This window comes from Streptomyces rhizosphaerihabitans, from assembly GCF_025399795.1.
GTDB classification, from domain to species: Bacteria; Actinomycetota; Actinomycetes; order Streptomycetales; family Streptomycetaceae; genus Streptomyces; species Streptomyces rhizosphaerihabitans.
On sequence record NZ_JAODTZ010000019.1, the window covers coordinates 65,642 to 85,523 of the forward strand.

Annotated in this window: 19 protein-coding genes; 7 read left to right on the forward strand and 12 right to left on the reverse strand. The window is 70.8% G+C overall.

Features of this window, described 5'->3' with window-relative positions:
* Window positions 1-132: 132 nt before the first annotated feature.
* From ligA to N4G66_RS20480, 4 genes are all read right to left on the reverse strand, one after another.
* Complete coding sequence (gene ligA / locus N4G66_RS20465; protein WP_261705577.1) at window positions 133-2,328, reverse strand: NAD-dependent DNA ligase LigA; 2,196 nt, start codon at window positions 2,326-2,328, stop codon at window positions 133-135.
* Window positions 2,329-2,343: 15 nt separating this feature from the next.
* A complete protein-coding gene (locus N4G66_RS20470; protein ID WP_261705578.1) occupies window positions 2,344-3,351 on the reverse strand; it encodes a methionine synthase in 1,008 nt (335 codons plus the stop codon).
* Window positions 3,352-3,409: 58 nt separating this feature from the next.
* The gene (locus N4G66_RS20475; protein WP_261705579.1) at window positions 3,410-4,108 is read right to left on the reverse strand and encodes an SDR family oxidoreductase; all 699 of its coding nucleotides are present in this window, start codon (window positions 4,106-4,108) and stop codon (window positions 3,410-3,412) included.
* 96 nt (window positions 4,109-4,204) lie between these two features.
* Window positions 4,205-4,744, reverse strand: coding sequence for an LOG family protein (locus N4G66_RS20480; protein WP_261705580.1), 540 nt, complete (start codon window positions 4,742-4,744; stop codon window positions 4,205-4,207).
* A 50-nt stretch (window positions 4,745-4,794) separates the two neighbouring features.
* Between N4G66_RS20480 and N4G66_RS20485 the strand changes: the two genes are divergently transcribed.
* A complete protein-coding gene (locus N4G66_RS20485; RefSeq protein WP_261705581.1) occupies window positions 4,795-5,118 on the forward strand; it encodes a DUF427 domain-containing protein in 324 nt (107 codons plus the stop codon).
* 74 nt (window positions 5,119-5,192) lie between these two features.
* The gene (locus N4G66_RS20490; RefSeq protein ID WP_261705582.1) at window positions 5,193-5,978 is read left to right on the forward strand and encodes an alpha/beta fold hydrolase; all 786 of its coding nucleotides are present in this window, start codon (window positions 5,193-5,195) and stop codon (window positions 5,976-5,978) included.
* Between the two features lie 132 nt (window positions 5,979-6,110).
* Here N4G66_RS20490 and mnmA read toward each other — a convergent pair whose 3' ends face one another.
* Window positions 6,111-7,232: a tRNA 2-thiouridine(34) synthase MnmA gene (gene mnmA, locus N4G66_RS20495; protein WP_261705583.1), complete on the reverse strand. Its 1,122-nt coding sequence runs from the start codon at window positions 7,230-7,232 to the stop codon at window positions 6,111-6,113.
* Window positions 7,233-7,292: 60 nt separating this feature from the next.
* Between mnmA and N4G66_RS20500 the strand changes: the two genes are divergently transcribed.
* Together N4G66_RS20500 and N4G66_RS20505 are read left to right on the forward strand one after the other, a co-directional pair.
* Entirely contained in the window at window positions 7,293-7,997 is a 705-nt protein-coding gene (locus N4G66_RS20500) for an N-acetylmuramoyl-L-alanine amidase (protein ID WP_261705584.1), read from the forward strand.
* A gap of 330 nt (window positions 7,998-8,327) precedes the next feature.
* Window positions 8,328-9,839, forward strand: a complete 1,512-nt coding sequence (locus N4G66_RS20505; protein WP_261705585.1) for a multicopper oxidase family protein — start codon at window positions 8,328-8,330, stop codon at window positions 9,837-9,839.
* Between the two features lie 34 nt (window positions 9,840-9,873).
* On the opposite strand, the gene N4G66_RS20510 is transcribed toward N4G66_RS20505, so the two are convergent.
* The 3 genes from N4G66_RS20510 to N4G66_RS20520 all read right to left on the reverse strand — a co-directional run bounded on the left by N4G66_RS20510 (window position 9,874) and on the right by N4G66_RS20520 (window position 11,819).
* Complete coding sequence (locus N4G66_RS20510; RefSeq protein WP_261705586.1) at window positions 9,874-11,043, reverse strand: cysteine desulfurase family protein; 1,170 nt, start codon at window positions 11,041-11,043, stop codon at window positions 9,874-9,876.
* Between the two features lie 176 nt (window positions 11,044-11,219).
* Window positions 11,220-11,432: a DUF4190 domain-containing protein gene (locus tag N4G66_RS45670; RefSeq protein ID WP_315903663.1), complete on the reverse strand. Its 213-nt coding sequence runs from the start codon at window positions 11,430-11,432 to the stop codon at window positions 11,220-11,222.
* Between the two features lie 231 nt (window positions 11,433-11,663).
* Window positions 11,664-11,819, reverse strand: coding sequence for a hypothetical protein (locus N4G66_RS20520; protein ID WP_261705655.1), 156 nt, complete (start codon window positions 11,817-11,819; stop codon window positions 11,664-11,666).
* 197 nt (window positions 11,820-12,016) lie between these two features.
* On the opposite strand from N4G66_RS20520, the gene N4G66_RS20525 reads away from it, so the two are divergent.
* On the forward strand, window positions 12,017-12,643 hold the full coding sequence (locus N4G66_RS20525) for a TetR family transcriptional regulator (RefSeq protein ID WP_261705588.1): 627 nt from the start codon (window positions 12,017-12,019) through the stop codon (window positions 12,641-12,643).
* 590 nt (window positions 12,644-13,233) lie between these two features.
* On the opposite strand, the gene N4G66_RS20530 is transcribed toward N4G66_RS20525, so the two are convergent.
* Complete coding sequence (locus tag N4G66_RS20530) at window positions 13,234-14,196, reverse strand: helix-turn-helix transcriptional regulator (RefSeq protein ID WP_261705589.1); 963 nt, start codon at window positions 14,194-14,196, stop codon at window positions 13,234-13,236.
* A 103-nt stretch (window positions 14,197-14,299) separates the two neighbouring features.
* Between N4G66_RS20530 and N4G66_RS20535 the strand changes: the two genes are divergently transcribed.
* Window positions 14,300-14,890: a TIGR03086 family metal-binding protein gene (locus N4G66_RS20535; protein WP_261705590.1), complete on the forward strand. Its 591-nt coding sequence runs from the start codon at window positions 14,300-14,302 to the stop codon at window positions 14,888-14,890.
* A 336-nt stretch (window positions 14,891-15,226) separates the two neighbouring features.
* Here N4G66_RS20535 and N4G66_RS20540 read toward each other — a convergent pair whose 3' ends face one another.
* The gene (locus N4G66_RS20540; RefSeq protein WP_261705591.1) at window positions 15,227-16,087 is read right to left on the reverse strand and encodes a thioesterase family protein; all 861 of its coding nucleotides are present in this window, start codon (window positions 16,085-16,087) and stop codon (window positions 15,227-15,229) included.
* Between the two features lie 160 nt (window positions 16,088-16,247).
* Here N4G66_RS20540 and N4G66_RS20545 point away from each other — a divergent pair, with 160 nt between their 5' ends.
* Window positions 16,248-17,588 (forward strand): alpha/beta hydrolase, encoded by a 1,341-nt coding sequence (locus tag N4G66_RS20545; RefSeq protein WP_261705592.1) that lies wholly within the window; start codon window positions 16,248-16,250, stop codon window positions 17,586-17,588.
* Here the strand turns inward: N4G66_RS20545 and N4G66_RS20550 are convergent.
* Window positions 17,488-18,153: a trimeric intracellular cation channel family protein gene (locus tag N4G66_RS20550; protein WP_261705593.1), complete on the reverse strand. Its 666-nt coding sequence runs from the start codon at window positions 18,151-18,153 to the stop codon at window positions 17,488-17,490. The genes N4G66_RS20545 and N4G66_RS20550 overlap by 101 nt on opposite strands.
* Before the next feature lie 47 nt (window positions 18,154-18,200).
* The gene (locus N4G66_RS20555; RefSeq protein WP_261705594.1) at window positions 18,201-19,592 is read right to left on the reverse strand and encodes a M1 family metallopeptidase; all 1,392 of its coding nucleotides are present in this window, start codon (window positions 19,590-19,592) and stop codon (window positions 18,201-18,203) included.
* Window positions 19,593-19,882 lie beyond the last annotated feature (290 nt).

The following is a 19,882-nucleotide window of genomic DNA, read 5'->3' on the forward strand; positions in this document are numbered from 1 at the left end:
GGGCACGGCAGGCGCACACGTCAACAGTAGGCCGCAGAAGGCTTCCACGGGCAGCGGTCGACCACGGTTGCCCGAATTCGACCTAGTCACCCGCATACAGCCGATATACGCCGAACGGGTGGCCTTCAACCGCTATTCCTCGATCGGAAGCGCGACCTCCGCCGCCGCGTCCGGTCCTTGTCCGAGCAGGACTGCGAAGCCCTCCTCGTTCAGGACCGGAACCTTCAACTGCATCGCCTTGTCGTACTTCGAGCCAGGATTGTCGCCCACCACGACGAAGGATGTCTTCTTCGAAACAGAACCGGTCACTTTTGCTCCACGGCTCTGGAGTTCCTCCTTCGCCCCGTCCCGCGTGTGGTGTTCGAGCGTGCCCGTGACCACGACGGTGAGTCCTTCGAGCGGACGGGGCCCTTCGTCCTCGCCCGCTCCCTCGTCCTCCATCCGGACTCCGGCGGCCTTCCACTTGCGGATGATCTCGCGGTGCCAGTCCTCGGCGAACCACTCCTTGAGCGAGGCGGCGATGATCGACCCGACGCCCTCGGTGGTGGCGAGCTCCTCCTCGGTGGCCTCCTCGATCCGGTCCACCGAGCGGAACTCGCGGGCCAGCGCCTCGGCCGCGACCGGGCCGACATGCCGGATCGACAGACCGGTGAGGAAGCGCGCGAGCGGGCGGTCCTTGGCGGCCGCGATGTTCTCCAGCATGGCAAGGGCGTTCTTCTTGGGCTCGCCCTGCTGGTTGGCGAAGACCGTGGCGATCTTCTCCTCGCCGGTCTTCGGGTCGCGCTTGGGCAGACCGCTGTCCTGGTCGAGGACGTACGCCCTGATGGGCAGCAGCCGCTCGATGGTGAGGTCGAAGAGGTCGCTCTCGTCCTTCAGCGGGGGCTCGGACGGCTCCAGCGGCTTGGTGAGGGCCGCCGCGGCGACGTACCCGAAGTGCTCGATGTCCAGCGCCTTGCGGCCCGCGAGGTAGAACAGCCGCTCGCGCAACTGGGCAGGGCAGGCCCGCGCGTTCGGGCAGCGCAGGTCGACGTCGCCCTCCTTCATGGGCCGCAGCGCCGTGCCGCACTCGGGGCACTCGGCCGGCATCACGAACTCCCGCTCGCTGCCGTCGCGCAGGTCGGCGACCGGTCCGAGGATCTCCGGAATGACGTCCCCGGCCTTGCGCAGCACCACCGTGTCCCCGATGAGAACGCCCTTGGCCTTCACCACGTCCTGGTTGTGCAGGGTGGCGAACTCGACCTCGGAACCCGCGACCGTGACCGGCTCGACCTGTGCGTACGGCGTGACCCGGCCCGTACGGCCCACGCCGACACGGATGTTGACGAGCTTGGTGTTGACCTCCTCGGGCGCGTACTTCCAGGCGATCGCCCAGCGCGGTGCGCGCGCGGTGGAGCCGAGCCGCCCCTGCAGGGGGATCTCGTCGAGCTTGACGACCACCCCGTCGATCTCGTGCTCCACGGAATGGCGGTTCTCGTCGTAGTACGCGATGAACTCCCGTACGCCGTCGAGGTCGTCGACCACCTTGGCGTAGCGCGTGGTCGGCAGCCCCCAGGTGTGCAGCAGGCCGTAGGCCTCGGAGAGCCTGCCGAGGCCCTCGAAACTCTCCAGGGCGCCGATGCCGTGGACGACCATGTGGAGCGGACGGGTCGCGGTGACGCGCGGGTCCTTCTGGCGCAGCGAACCGGCCGCCGCGTTGCGCGGGTTGGCGAAGGGCTTGTCGCCCGCCTCCACCAGCCGGGCGTTGAGCTCCTCGAACTTCTCCATCGGGAAGTAGACCTCGCCGCGGATCTCCACGAGGTCCGGGACACGGTCGCCCGTCAGACGGTCCGGAATCTCCTCGATCGTACGGACGTTGGGCGTGATGTCCTCGCCCGTACGGCCGTCGCCGCGGGTCGCCGCGCGCGTGAGGCGGCCGTGCTCGTACGTCAGGTTGACGGCGAGGCCGTCGACCTTCAGCTCGCACAGGAAGTGGTGTTCGGAGGCGCCCACGTCCTTGGCGACGCGCTCGGCCCAGGCGGCCAGCTCCAGATCGGAGAAGGCGTTGTCGAGCGACAGCATGCGCTGGCGGTGCTGGACCGAGGTGAACTCCGTGGCGTACGCTCCCGCGACCTTCTGGGTCGGCGAGTCCGGCGTCCGCAGCTCGGAATACTCCCCCTCCAGCGCCTCCAGGGAGCGCAGGAGCGTGTCGAACTCCGCGTCGCTGACGACCGGGGCGTCCTTCACGTAGTACCGGAAGCGGTGCTCCTCGATCTGCTCGGCGAGCTGCGCGTGCCTCTCCCGTGCCTCGGCGGGTACCGATGTGGGCTCTGCGTGCTTTTCGCCGGCCACCGTTGTGTCCTCCCGTTACTCTGGGTTGTCCGCGAGGGATCTCGCCGCCCGGACGCAGTGGGCCAGCGCCTTGCGCGCGAAGTCGGGGGAAGCCCCCGCGAGTCCGCACGACGGAGTGAGCGTGACCGCCTCCGCGAGAAGACCCGGCCGCAGCCCCAGCCTGCGCCACAGCGTCCTGACACCCATGACGCTACCGGCAGGGTCCGACAATGGGACGTCCGCGCCGGGGACGACACCGGCGAACAGACGCGTACCGCCCTCGACCGCTTCCCCGATCGCGTCGTCGTCACGATCTGTGAGGAGCGAGAAGTCGAAGGAGATGGCCGAAACGCCCGCCCTGCGCAACAGGGCGAAGGGGACGTCGGGCGCGCAGGAGTGGACCACGACGGGCCCGCCGCCGTGTACCCCGACGACGTCCCGGAGCCTGGCCTCGGCGACCTGACGGTCCACGGCGCGGTTGGTGCGGTAGCCGCTGGCGGTCGGTACCTGGCCGCGGAGCACGGCGACGAGGGAGGGTTCGTCGAGCTGCAGAACGATCTGGGCGCCGGGAATCCGTCGGCGTACCTCTTCGAGGTGCAGGCGCAGTCCCTCGGCGAGCGATCCCGCGAGGTCGCGGCAGGCGCCCGGGTCGGAGAGGGCGGACTCGCCGTTCCTCAGCTCCAGTCCGGCGGCGAGGGTCCAGGGACCGACGGCCTGCACCTTCAGCGGGCCCTCGTAGCCCTGGGTGAACTCCTCCAGGGCGTCGAGGTCCTCCCCCAGCCACGACCTGGCCCGCTTGGTGTCCCGGCCCGGCCGGTCCCCGAACCGCCAGCCGCTGGGCTCCACGCGCGCGTACAGCTCGACGAGCATTCCGGCGGTCCGGCCGATCATGTCCGCCCCGGGCCCCCGTGCGGGCAGTTCGGCGAGGAACGGGAAGTCGTCGAGGGAACCGGTGACGGTCTTCGCGGCCTCCCGCGCGTCACCGCCCGGCATGGACCCGACCCCGGTGGCGGAACCGAACCTGAACTCGCTGTTTTCGCTCACCCCGGAAGCGTACGTAATCCCCGGGGGCGGATCAGCCGCCCGGCGTCCCCGGGGAAGGTCAGCCGCCCGGCCGCACCGTCAGGTCGTTGACCTCGGCGTCCCGGGGCAGGTCGAGTGCCATCAGGATCGTCGTCGCCACCGACTCGGGGTCGATCCACCTCGCCGCGTCGTACTCCTTGCCCTCCTGCTGGTGGACCTTGGCCTGCATGGGACTGGCGGTACGGCCCGGGTAGACGGAGGTCACCCGGACCCCGGCCGCGTGCTCCTCGTGGCGCAGGGAGTCGGCGAGGGCCTTCAGTCCGTGCTTGGACGCGGCGTAGGCGGACCAGTCGGCGTGGGCGTTCAGGCCGGCGCCGGAGTTCACGAAGAGCACGTGTCCCTGGGCGAGGCGGAGCTGGGGCAGGAAGTGCCGGGTCAGCTCGGCGGGGGCGATCAGGTTGACGTTGAGCTGATGGCGCCAGGACTTCGGGGTCAGTTCGCCGACCGGGCCGAGGTCGACCACACCCGCGATGTGCAGCAGGGAGTCGACGCTGCCGGGGAGCGTCTGGTGCGAGAACGCCCAGGAGAGCTTGTCGGGGTCCGCCAGATCGCCGACCAGGGTCTTCGCCCCGGGGAACGCGGCGGCCAGTTCCTTCGCGCGGCCGGCGTCGCGCGCGTGGAGCACGAGTTCGTCCCCGCGCGCGTGAAGACGGCGGGCGACGGCCGCGCCGATGCCGGAACCGGCCCCGGTGATCACATGTGTAGCCATGGACGCCATGCTCGCATCACCGGGTACCGGCCTCGAACCGGGTTCCGGCACCTCAGCCGGTGCCGACGCGTCACGGACGCGGACGCCTCGGCGGGTATCGGCGCCTCAGCGGATGCCGGCGCTCTCCTCCAGGTAGGCCAGCGCCCCCACCGGCTCCTCGGCGAAGAACACCAGATCGGTGAGCGGGCGCGGCAGGAAGCCCTCGGCGTCCATCCGGCGGAACTGCTCCTTGAGGCCGTCGTAGAAGCCTGCCGTGTTGAGCAGGACCACCGGCTTCTCGGTCTTCCCGTGCTTCTTCAGCTCCAGGATCTCGGTCGCCTCGTCCAGGGTCCCGGTGCCGCCGACCATGACGACCACCGCGTCGGCCTTCGCCAGGAGCAGTGCCTTGCGCTCGGCCAGGTCACGGGCGATGACCATCTCGTCGGCGCCGGGCCGGGCCTTGGCTGCCAGGAAGTCCACGGAGACGCCCACGAGCCGTCCGCCCGCCTCCTGGACGCCGTCGGCGACCACCTTCATCAGCCCGACGTCGGAGCCGCCCCACACCAGGGTGTGGCCGCCCTTGCCGAGGAGTTCGGCGAACTCCCGCGCGGGGCGCGTGTAGCGGTCGTCGAGGTCGGCGGCGGAGAGGAAGACACAGATGTTCATGTCTTCACGGTACGCGGGAACGATTCGGGGCTCGCGAGCGCTTTCCCGGTATGGCTGAAGGACACACGATCACCATCGAGCAGGGCGCACAGCACGTCCGCGTCGTGCACGGCGGCCAGGTCCTGGCGGAGAGCGACCGCCCCCTGGTGCTGCGCGAGACCGGCTGTCCGGTGCGTTACTACCTACCGCCCGAGGACGTCCGCCTGGACCTGCTGACGCCCTCCGACACCCACACGTACTGCCCCTTCAAGGGCACCGCGTCCTACTGGTCGCGCCCCGACGCGGCGGATCTGGTGTGGGCCTATCCCGACCCCAAGCCCGATGTCTCCGAGATCAGGGACCATCTCTGCTTCTACGAGGCGGACGTGTCCTGAGTTCCGGGCGGACCTGGGCCGACGCGGGCGTGGTGACGCGATGAGTTCCCCCTCGCCCGGCAGTCTCTACCGACATGGACAAGAAGACGATCTCGCGCGACGGGACCCCCATCGCGTACGAACGCTACGGTGACGGCCCGACGGTCGTCCTGGTCGGCGGCGCCATGTGCACGGGTGCCACGCTGGCGCCCCTGGCCGAGGCCCTCTCGGACCGCTTCGGTGCCGTCACCTACGACCGGCGGGGCCGCGGCGCCAGCGGCGACACCGCGCCCTTCGCGGTGGCGCGGGAGGTCGAGGACATCGCGGCGCTGATCGAGGCCTCCGGGGGCAGCGCGGCGCTCTACGGCATCTCGTCGGGCGGCGCGCTGGCCCTGGCGGCGACGGCGATCGGGCTGCCCGTCCGCGAAGTCGCCGTCTACGAGACGCCGTTCGCCCTCGACGAGGGGGCCGGCAAGGAGCGGGCCGAGTACACCGAGCGGCTGACCGAGCTGCTCGGCCAGGACCGGCGCGGGGACGCGGTCGAACTGTTCCTGTCCCTGGTCGGCACACCGCCGGAGATGATCGCCGGAGTGCGCATGTCGCACGCCTGGCCCGGCATGGAGGCCATCGCGCCGACCCTGGCGTACGACAACGCCGCGATGGGCGACAGCCGGGTTCCCCGCGAGCGGCTGGCCGCCCTGTCCGTGCCCCTGCTGTCGATCGCCGGCGACGCGAGCCCCGCGTGGATGCGCGAGGCGACACGAGCCGTCGCGGAGGCGGCGCCGAACGGGTCGTACCGCACGCTGGAGGGACAGACCCACATGGTGGATCCCCTCGTGCTCGCGCCGGTGCTGGCGGAGTTCTTCCGTACGAACGGTTAGACGCGGGACGGCGGACGGTGCCCGATCACGGTCGACCGGTCGCGGAACGTGTCCGGTGCCGCAGTCCCCTTCACCGTGATCGACCGGATCAGCAGTGATCGACCGGATCCGTCGTGACCGAACGGACAGGTCCTAGACGTCCGCCGTCGCGCGCGTGGTCGTCGCGATCGTCGCCGACCCCACCACGCGGGTGCCCTCGTACAGGACGATCGCCTGGCCGGGGGCCACGCCGCGGACCGGCTCGGTGAAGCGGACGTCCAGGGAGCCGTCGATCAGTTCGGCGCTCACCTCGGTCTCGCCGCCGTGGGCGCGGAGCTGGGCGGTGTAGGTGCCGGGGCCCGTCGGGGCAGCGCCGCACCAGCGGGGCTTGACGGCGGTCAGCGCGGACACGTCCAGGGAGGCGGCCGGGCCGACCGTCACCGTGTTGTTCACGGGCGAGATGTCGAGCACGTAGCGCGGCTTGCCGTCGGATGCCGGAGTGCCGATGCGCAGCCCCTTGCGCTGGCCGATCGTGAAGCCGAACGCGCCCTCGTGGGTGCCGAGCTTGGCACCGGACTCGTCCACGATGTCGCCCTCGGACTTGCCGAGCCGGCCCGCGAGGAAGCCCTGGGTGTCGCCGTCGGCGATGAAGCAGATGTCGTGCGAGTCCGGCTTCTTGGCGACGGCCAGGCCCCGGCGCTCGGCCTCGGCGCGGATCTCGTCCTTCGTGGTGACCGTGTCGCCGAGCGGGAACAGCGCGTGGGCGAGCTGGCGGTCGTCGAGGACACCGAGGACGTACGACTGGTCCTTGGCCATGTCGGAGGCGCGGTGCAGCTCGCGCGTGCCGTCCTCGCGGACGATCACCTGCGCGTAGTGCCCGGTGGCTACCGCGTCGAAGCCGAGCGCGAGCGCCTTGTCGAGCAGGGCGGCGAACTTGATCTTCTCGTTGCAGCGCAGGCACGGGTTCGGGGTGCGGCCGGCCTCGTACTCCGCGATGAAGTCCTCGACCACGTCCTCCCGGAAGCGCTCGGCGAGGTCCCAGACGTAGAACGGGATGCCGATGACGTCGGCGGCCCGGCGGGCGTCGCGCGAGTCCTCGATGGTGCAGCAGCCGCGCGCGCCGGTCCTGAACGATTGCGGGTTCGCCGAGAGGGCGAGGTGCACGCCCGTCACGTCGTGCCCGGCCTCGGCGGCACGGGCGGCGGCTACGGCGGAGTCCACTCCGCCCGACATGGCGGCGAGGACGCGGAGGGGGCGCTGCGAGGTGTCAGTCATAACCCCTCCAGAGTACGGGGCCGTGGGAACCGGAGCCCGCGAGTATCCGTTGAAGATCGCATGGGGGCGAAAAAGGGGAAGCCGGGGAAGCCGCGGAGCCGTGGTGCCGGGGCGGGGGCCAAGGACGCGGACCAGCCGGTCGGGCGGCGGGTGCTGCTCATCGGCGGCGCGCTGGCCACCCTGAGCGCGGCCGGGCTCGCCCGGGAGAAGCTGTCGCACCTGTGGTGGCGGCTGCCGGGCGTGGAGAAGGCGCGGGTCGCGGGAGCGGTGGACTTCCGGGGCGCGCGGTGGGTGGCCGCCTCGGCGGCGAACTGGCGGCGGGCCGACCGCCCCGACGACTACCCGATAGACCGGGTGGTCGTGCATGTCACGCAGGGCGGCTTCGCGAGCGCGGTGAGGGCCTTCCAGGACCCGCGGCACGGAGCGGCCGCGCACTACGTCGTCCGCAAGGACGGTCATGTCACCCAGATGATCCGCGAGCTGGACGTGGCGTTCCACGCGGGCAACCGCGCATACAACGAACGCAGCGTCGGCATCGAGCACGAGGGTTTCATCGATCACGCCTCGTCGTTCACGGACGCGATGTACGAGGCCTCGGCACGGCTGACGGCCGGGATATGCGGGCGGTACGGCATACCCGTGGACCGAGAGCACATCATCGGACACGTCGAGGTCCCTGGCACGGACCACACGGATCCCGGACGGTACTGGGACTGGAACCGGTACATCCGGCTCGTACGGCGGGCACGCACAACCCTCGCGTAGTCCTCGTCCGGCGGGCGCACAACCGTCACGCAGGTCCTCGTCCGGCGGTCGCGCACAACCGTCGCGCAGGTATGGGAGGGCGTGGTCGCAGCGGGGGCACAGACAGCGGCGCCGAGGGCTCAGGGCGCCGAATCGTGATGCTGTGAGATACGTCCGGGAAGCGCGTGTCCGTTGCGTCCCGCGCCGTCGCCGTGACCAGCGCGAGACCAACTCGTCTCACTCTCAGGGGAGTTGAACCTGAATTTAAGTCATCGCTTTTCACAGCGCAGAGGGCGTTCTCCTAAGTCGGCCCCATACACCGCACAGCCCCCGGGTCGAGAGTCCACCGCCATGACGCACTCCACACAGCCCGCCTCCGGCGCGGGCAACGACAAGGGCCGGTCCAGGACCAAGGGCACGCACCGCCGCGCGTTCCTCGGCGGAATGGCGGGGACGGCCCTCGCGGCGGTGACCGCCGGCGGCACCGCCATCGCTCTGCTCACGAACGCGACGCAGACCAAGGCGCACGCGGCGGGCACCACGCTGACCATCCCCGACCTCCTGGAGGGGACCGCCTCGGGCGGCACCACGACGTACACCCTGGAGGCCAAGACGGGCACCAGCGAGGTGCTCAGCGGCGTGACCAGCACGACCGCGGGCTACAACCAGTCGTTCCTCGGCCCCACCCTGAAGTGGACCTCCGGCGACACCGTCCTGCTGAACATCACCAACAGCCTCACCGAGGACACCACCGTCCACTTCCACGGCGCGCACGTTCCGCCGAGCATGGACGGCGGCCCGCAGAACGCCTTCGCCTCCGGGAAGACCTGGTCCCCCACCTTCACGGTCAAGGACGAGGCCAAGACGCTCTGGTACCACCCGCACGCCCTGGGCACCACGGCCGAGCAGGCCACCCACGGGCTGGCAGGCATGATCATCGTCGAGGACGACTCCGCCGCGACCGCGGCCCTGCCCAGCACCTACGGAACCGACGACATCCCGATCATCCTGCAGTGTCTGGCCACCGACACCGCCGGAGAGATCAAGTACAACCTGACCGGCTACCTCGCCAACGGCCTGAGCTTCCCTCTTCTGTGCAACGGCACGAACGTCGACGCCACCACGCTCACCTTCACCGCCACCAAGAAGCGCACCCGCTTCCGGCTGCTCAACGCCTCACCGTCGGACATCATCACCGTCCAGCGCGGCGACGGCGGGACGCTCACCCAGATAGCCACCGACCAGGGGTATCTGACCGAGGCCACCGAGGTGAAGTCGATCCGGCTCGTGGCGGGCGCGCGCGCCGAGTTCGTGATGGAGCTCAGCGACGCGGTCACCCTGGAGGCGGTGGTGACGACGGGCTGGGTGCGCGGCGGGAGCGGCACCTACGAGTTCCTGACCGTCACTCCGGACGCCTCGGACACCCCGGAGGACCTGCCGGCCCTCAACACCATCACCCGGTACGACACCAGCGGCTTCACCGCCCGGACGATCACACTCGGCCAGAGCGGCACCTCGATGACGGTCAACGGCTCCGTGGGGACGAGCATGTCCTCGATGGCGATGATCAGCACCACGTTGGGCGCCGAGGAGGTCTGGACGGTCAAGAACAGCACGCAGCTGGAGCACTCGTTCCATCTGCACGACGTGCCGTTCCAGCTGATCTCGATCAACGGGGCGGATCCGACGGGCGTCCAGTTGGGCTGGTACGACACGTTCGAGGTGGTCGGCGGCGGCACCATCAAGATCGCCATGAAGTTCACCGACTTCGCGGACGACACCTACATGTACATGCTCCATTGTCATCTGCTCCAGCACGAGGACGAGGGCATGATGGCCGCCCTCATGGTGACGGAGAGCTAGGGCCTGTCCGGTACGGCGGGTGGGCGCGGCGGTGTCAGGTGAGGCCCGCCATGCGCGCCCGCTCCACCGCCGGGCCGATCGCCCGCGTCACGGCCGCGACGTCCGCCTCCGTGGAGGTGTGGCCGAGCGAGAATCGCAGGGTGCCCCGGGCGAGGTCCGGGTCGGTGCCGGTGGCGAGGAGGACATGGCTCGGCTGGGCCACACCCGCCGTGCACGCCGAGCCGGTGGAGCACTCGATGCCCTGCGCGTCGAGCAGCAGGAGCAGCGAGTCTCCCTCGCAGCCGGGGAACGTGAAGTGCGCGTTGGCGGGCAGCCGGCCGCCGGGTGCCGGGTCGCCGCCGAGGATCGCGTCGGGCACGGCCTTGACGACGGCGTCGGCCAGGTTGTCGCGCAGGGCGCCGATCTCGCGGGCGAACCACTCCCGCCGCTCGGCGGCCAGCCGTCCGGCGACCGCGAAGGACGCGATCGCGGGCGCGTCGAGCGTGCCGGAGCGGACATGGCGCTCCTGACCGCCGCCGTGCAGCACGGGTACGGGGCTGTACTCGCGGCCGAGAAGCAGCGCGCCGATCCCGTAGGGACCGCCGATCTTGTGACCGGACACCGTCATCGCGGCGAGGCCCGAGGCGGCGAAGTCGACGGGGATCTGACCGAAGGCCTGGACGGCGTCGGCGTGCAGCGGAATGCCGAACTCGGCCGCGACGTCCGCCAGTTCACGGACCGGCATGACGGTGCCGATCTCGTTGTTGGCCCACATGACCGTGGCGAGGGCGACATCGTCGGGGTTGCGGACGACGGCCTCGCGCAGGGCGTCGGGGTGGACGCGGCCGTACGCGTCGACGGGCAGGTACTCGACCGTGGCGCCCTCGTGCTCGCCGAGCCAGTGGACCGCGTCGAGGACGGCATGGTGCTCGACGGGGCTCGCGAGAACGCGGGTACGGGCCGGGTCGGCGTCTCTGCGGGACCAGTACAGGCCCTTCACCGCGAGGTTGTCGGCCTCGGTGCCGCCGGAGGTGAAGACCACCTCGCTGGGCCGGGCGCCGAGGGCGTCCGCCAGGGTCTCGCGGGCTTCCTCGACCGTCCGCCGGGCAGCGCGGCCGGCGGCGTGGAGGGAGGAGGCGTTGCCCGTGACGCCCAGTTGGGCGGTCAGAGCCTCTACTGCCTCGGGAAGCATGGGGGTGGTCGCGGCGTGGTCGAGGTAAGCCATGGTGGGCTCGATTCTACGGGCCCGCTCTCCCCTCGCCTCGGCCCCCACCGGTGTGGCCGTCCACCCCGGTCGGCGCAAGAGGTCGTAGTGCGCTCCCCGGCGTCGCGCCGGGACCCTTGTGCGGTGCGTCCGGCTGCGCCGCGGCCCGCAGCGGAGCCCCGGCCGTCGCGAGGGCCTCAGAAGCTCCAGGACACGGTGCTGTCGAACTGCATGAAGGCGATCAGGACGACCAGGTCGGCGATTCCCAGGCCGAGACCGAGGAAGGCGCGGCCCCGGCGGGCCGTGCCGCGCCAGAGGGCGACAGAGGCGAGGACGATGGCGATGGGGCCCAGGAAGACGTTCAGCACCAGGAGCCCGAGGAGGCCGAGGATGAAGGCGGCCACGGCCATGCCGTCCGCGTCCTGGACGACGGTCCGGCGCGTGGCACGGACGGGCTCCGTGGTGCCGGCGGTACGGGCGGCCTCGGCTGTGCGATCGATGCCAAGGGTGCGGGTCGTGTCGGCGGTACGGGTGGTGCCGGTGGTGCGCGTGGTGAGTTCCATGACGTGAGTCAGCTCCCAACGGTCAGTTGGTGAAGGTGTGGGACCAGCGGCCGGTCGGCAAAGGTGCGGGACCACCGGTCAGTTGGCGGAGGGGTGGCGCCGCCGGGCGCTGCGCTCACGCAGCGCGAAGACGACCAGCCAGACGCCGATGACGGCCGCGGCGACGAGGCTGACGGGCAGCGGGGCGTGCGCCACGGAGCCCATGACGACGCCGAGCAGCAGGAGTGCGGCCACGAGGAACAGCATGAGATGCCTCTCGAAGAAGTCTCGAAGTCCTGTCCCGGAACGTCCGGGACCTCAACGGTGAGGCCCCGATGTTTCCGGGACTTGACGGCTCAGTGAACGGTTGTAGTAACAGTTGTTCACTGACTCTTGAGTCTAGCGCGCTCCTCGGCTTTAAAATTCCAGAGAACAGTTGTTAACTGCATGGCATGAGTCACACTCTCGGCATCCGCCAGGCGCAGAAGCAGAAGACCCGGCAGGCGCTGCTGGACGCGGCGTTGGGGCTTCTGGAGGAACAGAGCCTGAGCAGCCTGGGTCTGCGCGAGGTCACCCGCGCCGTCGGAGTCGCTCCGACCGCCTTCTACCGGCATTTCCGCTCGACGGCGGACCTCGGCGTGGCGCTGGTCGAGGAGGCACTCGGCAGCCTGCACCCGATGATCGAGGACACGGTGTCCGCGGCCGGCGACACCGACGAACGCATCGCGCGTGCCGTGGAACTGATCGCCCACCACGTCGGGACGCACCCGGCACACGTCCGCTTCATCGCGCGCGAGCGGCACGGCGGGGTCCAGCCGGTGCGGGACGAGATCCGCGAGCAACTGGCCCGGTTCGCCGAGGAGGTCAAGGACGCGCTGGCCGAGCACCCCGAGTCGGCGGGGTGGAGCGACGACGATCTGCTGATGCTCGCGGGTCTGTATGTCGACCACATGCTGATGGCGGCCTCGGCGTTCCTGGAGGCGCTGGACGGCTCCGAGGCGGAGCGCGAGCGGGTCGCCCGGGTGGCGAGCCGTCAGATGCGGCTGATCAGCATCGGCCGCCGCCACTGGCTCGGCTGACCGCCCCGGCAGGCCGACGGACGGCCGCGCGCAGCACGCAGCACCGCCGTACGTCGTACGCCCTATGAGGGCGGGCCTTCCTGTCCGTCAGCCCTGAGCGGCCGCCGACTGACCCTGCCCCTGGCCCGTCCGGCCGCCGCCGGGGCCGCCCCCGCAGCCGCCCTGGCCGCCACCCATGCCGCCGCCGGGAGCGCCGCTCGGCATGCCCGAGGGATTGCCGGAGGGGCCTTCCCGGTGGGCATGCCCGAAGGGGCACCCGACCGCGTGGGCATGCCCGAGGGTGCACCGCTGGGGCGTCCGGAGGCGCCGCCCGGCATCCCGGAGGGACGCGTGCAGTTCTGCCCGCCGGAGGTCTTGCCGTCCGAGGACGACGTGTCGCCGGAGCCGCAGGCCGCCAGCAGGGGCGAGAGAGCGAGGAGGGCGACGAAGGGAACGAGTCGTGCACGACGGTTCATGGGGCAACTCCCAGTCAAGTCACGTGGGCCGGTTGACGAAAAGCCGGACGAGCGGGAGCCAGAGCACCAGATCCACGTAGGGCCGCGCTGTGCCGAACCTGTGCCTTGCTGTGCGGCGCGGCCCCGTCGCCGGGCTCAACCCCCCTCGTACACCGCGCTGATGGCGGCGGCCGTCGCGGCCAGCTCCTCCCGCGCCTCGGCCGGCGCGAGGACCTCCAGCGCATCGCCGAAGGCCAGCAGCGTGCGGGTCTCGCGCACCGAGCCGAGGGAGAGACGCGCGGTCACCCACTCACCGGCGCCGTCGTCCTCGGGCAGCTCCACGAGGGAGGCGGTGTTGAGGCGTACGAACATGTCGAGGCGGGAGCGCCGTACCCGAACCGTGACATCGACACCCCCCGGCCGCTCCTCGACCTGGCGGCGCAACACCTCCCAGGCGTCGGCCAGTTCGACGCCCGGACGGCGCCGCACCGGGTCCGGCAGAAGGGTGGCCCCGCGGACCCGGTCGGCCCGGAACAGCCGTGGCCTGCCGCGCCGGTCGGCGACCAGGTACCAGACGCCGGCCTTGGAGACGAGCCCGTACGGGTCGACGGTGTAGGTGCGCGGTTCGGTGTCCCCGCCGTGCCGGTAGCGCAGCCGCAGTCGGCGGTCGGTGAAGACGGCGTCCTGCAACACGTCCAGATCGACGGCCCGTTGGGGCCCGCCCTTCCAGCGGGTGGCGTCGACGAGGACCCGTCGGCTGGTGACCTCGGCGGCCGGCCGGAAGGGCGCGGGCAGCGCGGCCATCACCTTGCGCAGCGCGGAGCCGAGCGCCGCGTCGAGACCGAGGGCGGCGTGGGCGCCCTGCGCGGCCAGGATGAACAGCGAGCGGGACTCGTCCGCGGTCAGGCCCGTGACGTCCGTACGGAATCCGGCGAGCAGTTCGATGCCGCCGTGCCGCCCGCGTTCGGCGTAGACCGGGACGCCGGAGGCGGACAACGCCTCGATGTCCCGGTAGATGGTGCGCACGGACACCTCCAGCCGGTCGGCGAGTTCGTGCGCCGGAACGCGGCCGCGGGTCTGGAGCAGCAGCAGGATCGAGAGCAGCCGGTCGGACTTCACGGACCCAGGATCGCGCCCGCGGGAGGCCGTCCGCAAATGTTGACGGAAACTGTCAGGTTATGCGGCGAAAGTGAGGGCACACCGACACACGGAAGAGGTAGTCATGAACGCCATGGACCCCCGCCCCCTGTACACCCGAGCCGCCGAGCAGATCGCGTCGCTGATCGGAACCGTGCGGCCGGAGCAGCTGGACGGTGCCACTCCGTGCGCCGGGTTCGACGTACGCCTGTTGCTGTCGCACATGGTCGGCGGCACCCGGCGGATCGCCGTGATCGGGGCGGGCGGCGACGGGCTCGCGGTGCGGCCGTTCGCCGACGGTGTGCCGGACGACGGCTGGAACGCCGCGTACGACGAGGTCCGGGCGCAGGTCCGCGCGGGATGGGCGGACGAGGCCCGGCTGGACGCGCCGGTGCGGGTGCCGTGGGGCGAGGCTCCCGGGCGCATCGCCCTCGCCGGGTACGTCATGGAGGCCGTCACGCACACCTGGGACCTCTCCGAGGCGCTTGGCCGACCGCTCGAACTCGATCCGGAACTGGCCGAGTTCGCGCTCGCGATCGCCGGCCGTGTGCTGCCCGACGAGGGGCGCGAGGACCCCGAGCTGCCCTTCGGCCCGGTGGTGCCGGTCCCCGAAGGCGCCGATGCCTACGAGCGACTGGCCGCCTGGACGGGCCGCCGTCCACTGGTGACCGCCTGACGGCCCTGGACGTCGCTACTGAGCGCAGGCCGCGGGCACCCGACGGGGTGCCCCGAGCCCGCGACCGGGACACCGGCCGCGGGCACCGCAGGCACCACGCCAGCGGCACGGACCGCGGGTGCCGCCGAAGACCGGACCAGGGCACAAGGAACCCCGAGTCGCCCCTTGGACGCGGCGGTGCCGATCCCCGAAGGAGCCGGCCCCTGCCTGCGGACGGCAGCCCCGACCGGCCGTCGTCCGCAGGTGAAAGGTCCGTCGGTTTCCCGACGGAGGTGTGACGGGGTCACGGACGGCCGCGGGGGCAGCCGGGGAGCGCCGGAGGAAGCCGGCGGCGGGTCAGCGCAGCCGGGCCCGCGCGAGCTGCCGGGACTGGGCGACCAGGCGGTCCGCGCTGTCCCAGACTTCCGCGTCCTCCTCCAGGAAGCCCCCGGCGAGGTTGCGGGTGGTGATCGACACCCGCAGCGGGCCGGGTGCCGGGCGGCACCGCACATGCACGGTCAGCTCGACGGTCGGCACCCAGCCGGACAGACCGATCTCGAAGGCGGTCGGCGGCAGCGCGTCCACCGCGAGGAGCAGCGAGAGCGGGTCCGCGTCACGGCCGTCGGCGAGCCCGAACCAGGACCGCATCTCGCCCTTCCCGGACGGCGCGCCGAGCGCCCAGCCCAGGGTCGCGGGGTCGAGCTTGAGGAACAGCCGGTCGGTGATCGCCGAGCTGCCGGGGATGGGGGCGGGCGCGTCCTGCGGACCGAAGCACTGGTCCATGGGCGGGATCTCGGGCGGCCGCGCGGTCGTCCGGACGTCGTCGGGCAGGGTGTCGAGATCGCCGTACGAGGCGAGCACGCGGATCCGCTCGGTCTCGCGGCCCTCGTCGTCGTACTGGAAGAGGGACGCCTGTCCGGTCGACAGGGTCCGGCCGGTGCGTACGACGTCCGTGCGGATGACCGCGGGGCCCGGCTGGGACGCGGTCAGATAGTGCGCGGAGACCGTGAACGGGTCGGAGTGCGGGAGGGCGTCGGCGAGCGCGCGGCCGAGGACGGCCAGCAGATAGCCGCCGTTGACGGCGTTGATGATCGTCCACCCGGCGGAGAGGTCGACGTCGTAGACGCCGGCCTCGCGCGGGGTGACGGCCGTGTCCCGGTCGAACTCACTGTCGCCGATCGTGGCCCGTACGGCCTGTACCGAAGCTGCTTCTGGCATACGTGAACGGTACAACAGGAAATTACTAAGCGGTAGCTTTCACTGTTTCGGGCGTATGAACCCCGCGCCATCCAGCCATTCAGGTGAGGATTCGGCAATTTCTTGTCAAGTGTCCGCAATCACCCGTGACCAATCGGTCCGGCTTCTCCTCTGAAGGGGCATGAGCCTCACCGGGACACCTTTCCTCCTGACCTCGTTCGTGCTGTGCGCCGTCGCCCTCCTGCTGCCCCTGGCCCTGTGGTCCCGGGTGCGCGGACCGGCACCGGTGCGCGGGGCGGCGCGGCTCCTGATGCTGCTGTTCGCCCAGGGGACGGCGATCAGTCTGGTGTTCGTCCTCGTGAACAACGCCAACAACCTGTACGACAACTGGGCCGACCTCCTCGGCACCGGCAACCATGTCCAGCAGGCCGCCGACCTCGGCGTGGACGGCACCGGAGGGATCTCGCTGGAGAACCTGCCCAGGATGCGGCAGACCTTCCGGCCGGCCGACGGGCATCGCATGCGCCAGGCCGGCGGGGTGCTCTCCACCGACCTGAGGGGGCGGGTGTCGGGGGTGAACGCGGAGGTCTACGTCTGGCTGCCGCCGCAGTACAACGAACCCGCCTACCGGCACCGGAAGTTTCCCGTCGTGGAACTGTTCTCGGGATATCCGGGCTCCGCGAAGGCGTGGTTCGGATCGGCCAGGGTGCACGAGCAGCTGCGGCCGATGATGCTCGACGGACGCATCGCGCCGTTCATCCTGGTCGCGCCCCGCACCAACCTGCTGGCCCGCGCGGACACCGGCTGCGCGAACATCCCGGGAACGGTGAACGCGGACAGCTGGCTCAGCATCGACGTACCGCGGATGGTCATGGACAACTTCCGCGCCGAGTCCGCCCCGAACGGCTGGGCCACGGCCGGATACTCGGCCGGGGCGCACTGCGCCACCAAGCTGGCCGTCGCCCACCCCGACCGCTACCGGGCGGCGGTGAGCATGTCCGGCTACAACGACCCCAAGGGCGAACGCAGTTCACTCGCGGGGCAGAACCCTGAACTGCGCCGGCGGAACAATCCCTATCTTGAACTGCTCGCCGACCGCGTCCCGCCCCGGATCGCCCTCTACTTCTCCGGCGAGTCCGGTGACGGCTACCAGGCGGGCGCGGCGATCCGGGCGATCGCCAAGCCGCCGACGAGCGTGGACGTGGTGCTGCTGCCGCGCAGCGCGGGCGGCCACGACATGGGGCTGTGGCGACCCCAGCTGCCGGAGGTGTTCCGCTGGCTGACCGCGCAGCTCGACGCAGGGACGGGAGGTACCGGAAGTACGGGAGGCACGGCCGGCACGCCCGGCTCCGGCGGCGCTCCCGGAAGCGACGGCAAGGACGGCCCCCGAGACGCCGGCGGCACGGCCGGCGCCGACCGGGTCAGGAGTTCTCTTCCTCACGCACCGTCGAGCGGCGGTTCCACGCGCGCGGAGCTCGCCAGTGGTACCGCATCGCGAACAGGCGCAGCACGAAGGCCGTGACGATGGCGAGGCCGCTGGTGAACGGGGTGAGCGCGTCGTAGCGGATGCAGAGCACCACCATCGTGGCGCCGACGATCGCCGGGACGGCGTAGAGGTCACGGTCCCAGCGCAGCAGGGAGGGGACCTCGTTGGCGAGGACGTCTCGCAGCACACCGCCGCCCACGGCGGTCGCGAGGCCGAGGGCGGCGGAGGCGGTCAGGCCGAGCCCGTAGTCGTACGCCTTCACGGTGCCGGTGACGGAGAACAGTCCGAGCCCGGCCGCGTCGAAGACGTTCACGCCGGCCTGGATGCGCTCCACCTGGGGGTGCAGGAAGAACACGAGCAGGGCGGCGATGAGCGGTGTGGTGAAGTACCCCAGGTCGGTGAAGGCCGCCGGGGGTACCGCGCCGATGATGATGTCGCGCAGCAGCCCTCCGCCCAGCGCGGTGATCTCCGCGAGGACGGCGATGCCGAAGACGTCGAAGTTCTTTCGGACGGCCAGCAGAGCGCCGGAGATCGCGAAGACGAAGATGCCGATCAAGTCGAGCGTGTGCTGGACGGAGGGGTTGAACAGATGCTGGAACACCCCCACATTCTCACCTGTCGTGGGGAGTGCACCTTACAAAGGAAGGCTTAGACGGTGGGCTTGCCTGTGGTGAACAGCCACGTCTGGAAGAGGTCGTCGAGCTGCCGGCCGGAGATCCGCTCCGCGAGGGCGATGAAGTCGGCGGTACTGGCGTTGCCGTACCTGTGGAGCTTCGTCCACGCGGGCAGGAGCTTGAAGAAGGCTGTGTCGCCGATGCGCTCGCGCAGCATCTGGAGCGTCATCGCGCCCCGCTGGTAGACCGCCGAGGCGAACATCGTGTCCCGCTGCGGGTCGCCGACCGTGGTCTGCCAGAAGGCGGAGTCCGCGGGCCGCTGGTTGTACCCGGCGACGAACGAGTCGTGCGCCGAGCGGACGCCCTTGTGCTCGGCCCACAGCCACTGGGCGTAGGTCGCGAAGCCCTCGTTGAGCCAGATGTCCTTCCAGTGCGCCACCGAGACGGAGTCGCCGAACCACTGGTGGGCCAGCTCGTGCACGATGGTCGACTCCGAACGCACCGCCGAGTACGCGGGCTTCGACTGGACCTCCAGCGAGAATCCCGCCTCGGGCATGTCGTCGACGATGGCGCCGGTCTCCTCGAAGGGGTACGGGCCGAACACCTGCGACCAGTAGTCGGTGGCCTCCGCGGTGACGGCGTACACGTCGACGCTGTTGCTGTTGGCGAGCACCGGGTCGATGGCGACGTAGATCGGTGTCCCGGCCGGGGTCGTGCCGGTCCTCACGTCGAACTTCCCGATGGTCGCCGTCGCGAGATAGGTGGCCATGGGGCGGCTCTCGCGCCAGTGCGTGACCGTGACGGCGCCCTTGTCGCGGGTCGACACCAGGCGTCCGTTGGACACCCCCGTCAGGCCCTTGGGGGCCGTGATGCGGATGTCGTAGGTCGCCTTGTCGGACGGGTGGTCGCTGGAGGGGAACCAGGTGGAGGCGGCGTTGGGCTCGCAGGCGACGAACACGCCGTCCGTGGTCTTCATCCACCCGTAGTCGGAGCCGAACACGATCGGGCCGTTGAGGGCTTCGGGGATGCCGCCGTAGGTGACGGTCACCGTGAACGTCTTGCCTTTGGCCAGCGGGCCGCGGGGGGTGATGTGGATCTCGTCGCCCTCCCGCGTGAAGTGGGCCGCTCTGCCGTTCACTTCGACCCTCGTGACGTCCAGCTTCTGGAGGTCCAGGTCGAAGGCGGAGAGGTTCTGGGTGGCGCGGGCGGTGAGGGTCGTACGACCGTCGAGGCGGTCGGTGTCCGGGTTGTACGCCACGTCGAGGGCGTAGTGGCGGGCGTCGAAGCCGCCGTTGCCCAGCTGGGGGAAGTAAGCGTCACCGATGCCGTCGGCGCCCGGGGTGGGGGCGGAGGAGGCGGCGATGAGGAAGAAGGAGGCCGTCGCGGTCGCGAGAGCCCCTAAACGTGCCGAACGGGAGAGTGCCATGAGCGTCCCTTTCGTACGTGTGCCGATCATTTCCGATCAGACGGACACGCAGGACTCTGCACTCTCCCGTTCGAGCATGTTCATGACTTTGCCAAGTCGTCACGGCCTACTTGCCGGTTGACTCCTGACGATCGGCTTCCGCACCGCCGACGGCCGGTACCGATGGGTTCCGTCGGCCGGAAGCTCCAGGAGACCGGTTCCCGATCGACGAATGCCCCGCAAAAGGCGCAACCGCCGGCTTCGGCAACCGGTCCCGAGCACACCAAAACGTATGCCCCGGCAGCCGGTTA

Excerpts from the sequence above, each read along its gene's own strand:
- N4G66_RS20505 (WP_261705585.1), top strand. The coding sequence starts at position 8,328 with ATGACGCACTCCACACAGCCCGCCTCCGGCGCGGGCAACGACAAGGGC.
- N4G66_RS20540 (WP_261705591.1), bottom strand. The coding sequence starts at position 16,087 with ATGCCAGAAGCAGCTTCGGTACAGGCCGTACGGGCCACGATCGGCGAC.
- N4G66_RS20545 (WP_261705592.1), top strand. The coding sequence starts at position 16,248 with ATGAGCCTCACCGGGACACCTTTCCTCCTGACCTCGTTCGTGCTGTGC.
- N4G66_RS20500 (WP_261705584.1), top strand. The coding sequence starts at position 7,293 with ATGGGGGCGAAAAAGGGGAAGCCGGGGAAGCCGCGGAGCCGTGGTGCC.
- N4G66_RS20525 (WP_261705588.1), top strand. The coding sequence starts at position 12,017 with ATGAGTCACACTCTCGGCATCCGCCAGGCGCAGAAGCAGAAGACCCGG.
- N4G66_RS20475 (WP_261705579.1), bottom strand. The coding sequence starts at position 4,108 with ATGGCGTCCATGGCTACACATGTGATCACCGGGGCCGGTTCCGGCATC.
- N4G66_RS45670 (WP_315903663.1), bottom strand. The coding sequence starts at position 11,432 with ATGGCCGTGGCCGCCTTCATCCTCGGCCTCCTCGGGCTCCTGGTGCTG.
- N4G66_RS20555 (WP_261705594.1), bottom strand. The coding sequence starts at position 19,592 with ATGGCACTCTCCCGTTCGGCACGTTTAGGGGCTCTCGCGACCGCGACG.
- N4G66_RS20510 (WP_261705586.1), bottom strand. The coding sequence starts at position 11,043 with ATGGCTTACCTCGACCACGCCGCGACCACCCCCATGCTTCCCGAGGCA.
- N4G66_RS20490 (WP_261705582.1), top strand. The coding sequence starts at position 5,193 with ATGGACAAGAAGACGATCTCGCGCGACGGGACCCCCATCGCGTACGAA.
- N4G66_RS20480 (WP_261705580.1), bottom strand. The coding sequence starts at position 4,744 with ATGAACATCTGTGTCTTCCTCTCCGCCGCCGACCTCGACGACCGCTAC.
- mnmA (WP_261705583.1), bottom strand. The coding sequence starts at position 7,232 with ATGACTGACACCTCGCAGCGCCCCCTCCGCGTCCTCGCCGCCATGTCG.
- N4G66_RS20485 (WP_261705581.1), top strand. The coding sequence starts at position 4,795 with ATGGCTGAAGGACACACGATCACCATCGAGCAGGGCGCACAGCACGTC.
- N4G66_RS20535 (WP_261705590.1), top strand. The coding sequence starts at position 14,300 with ATGAACGCCATGGACCCCCGCCCCCTGTACACCCGAGCCGCCGAGCAG.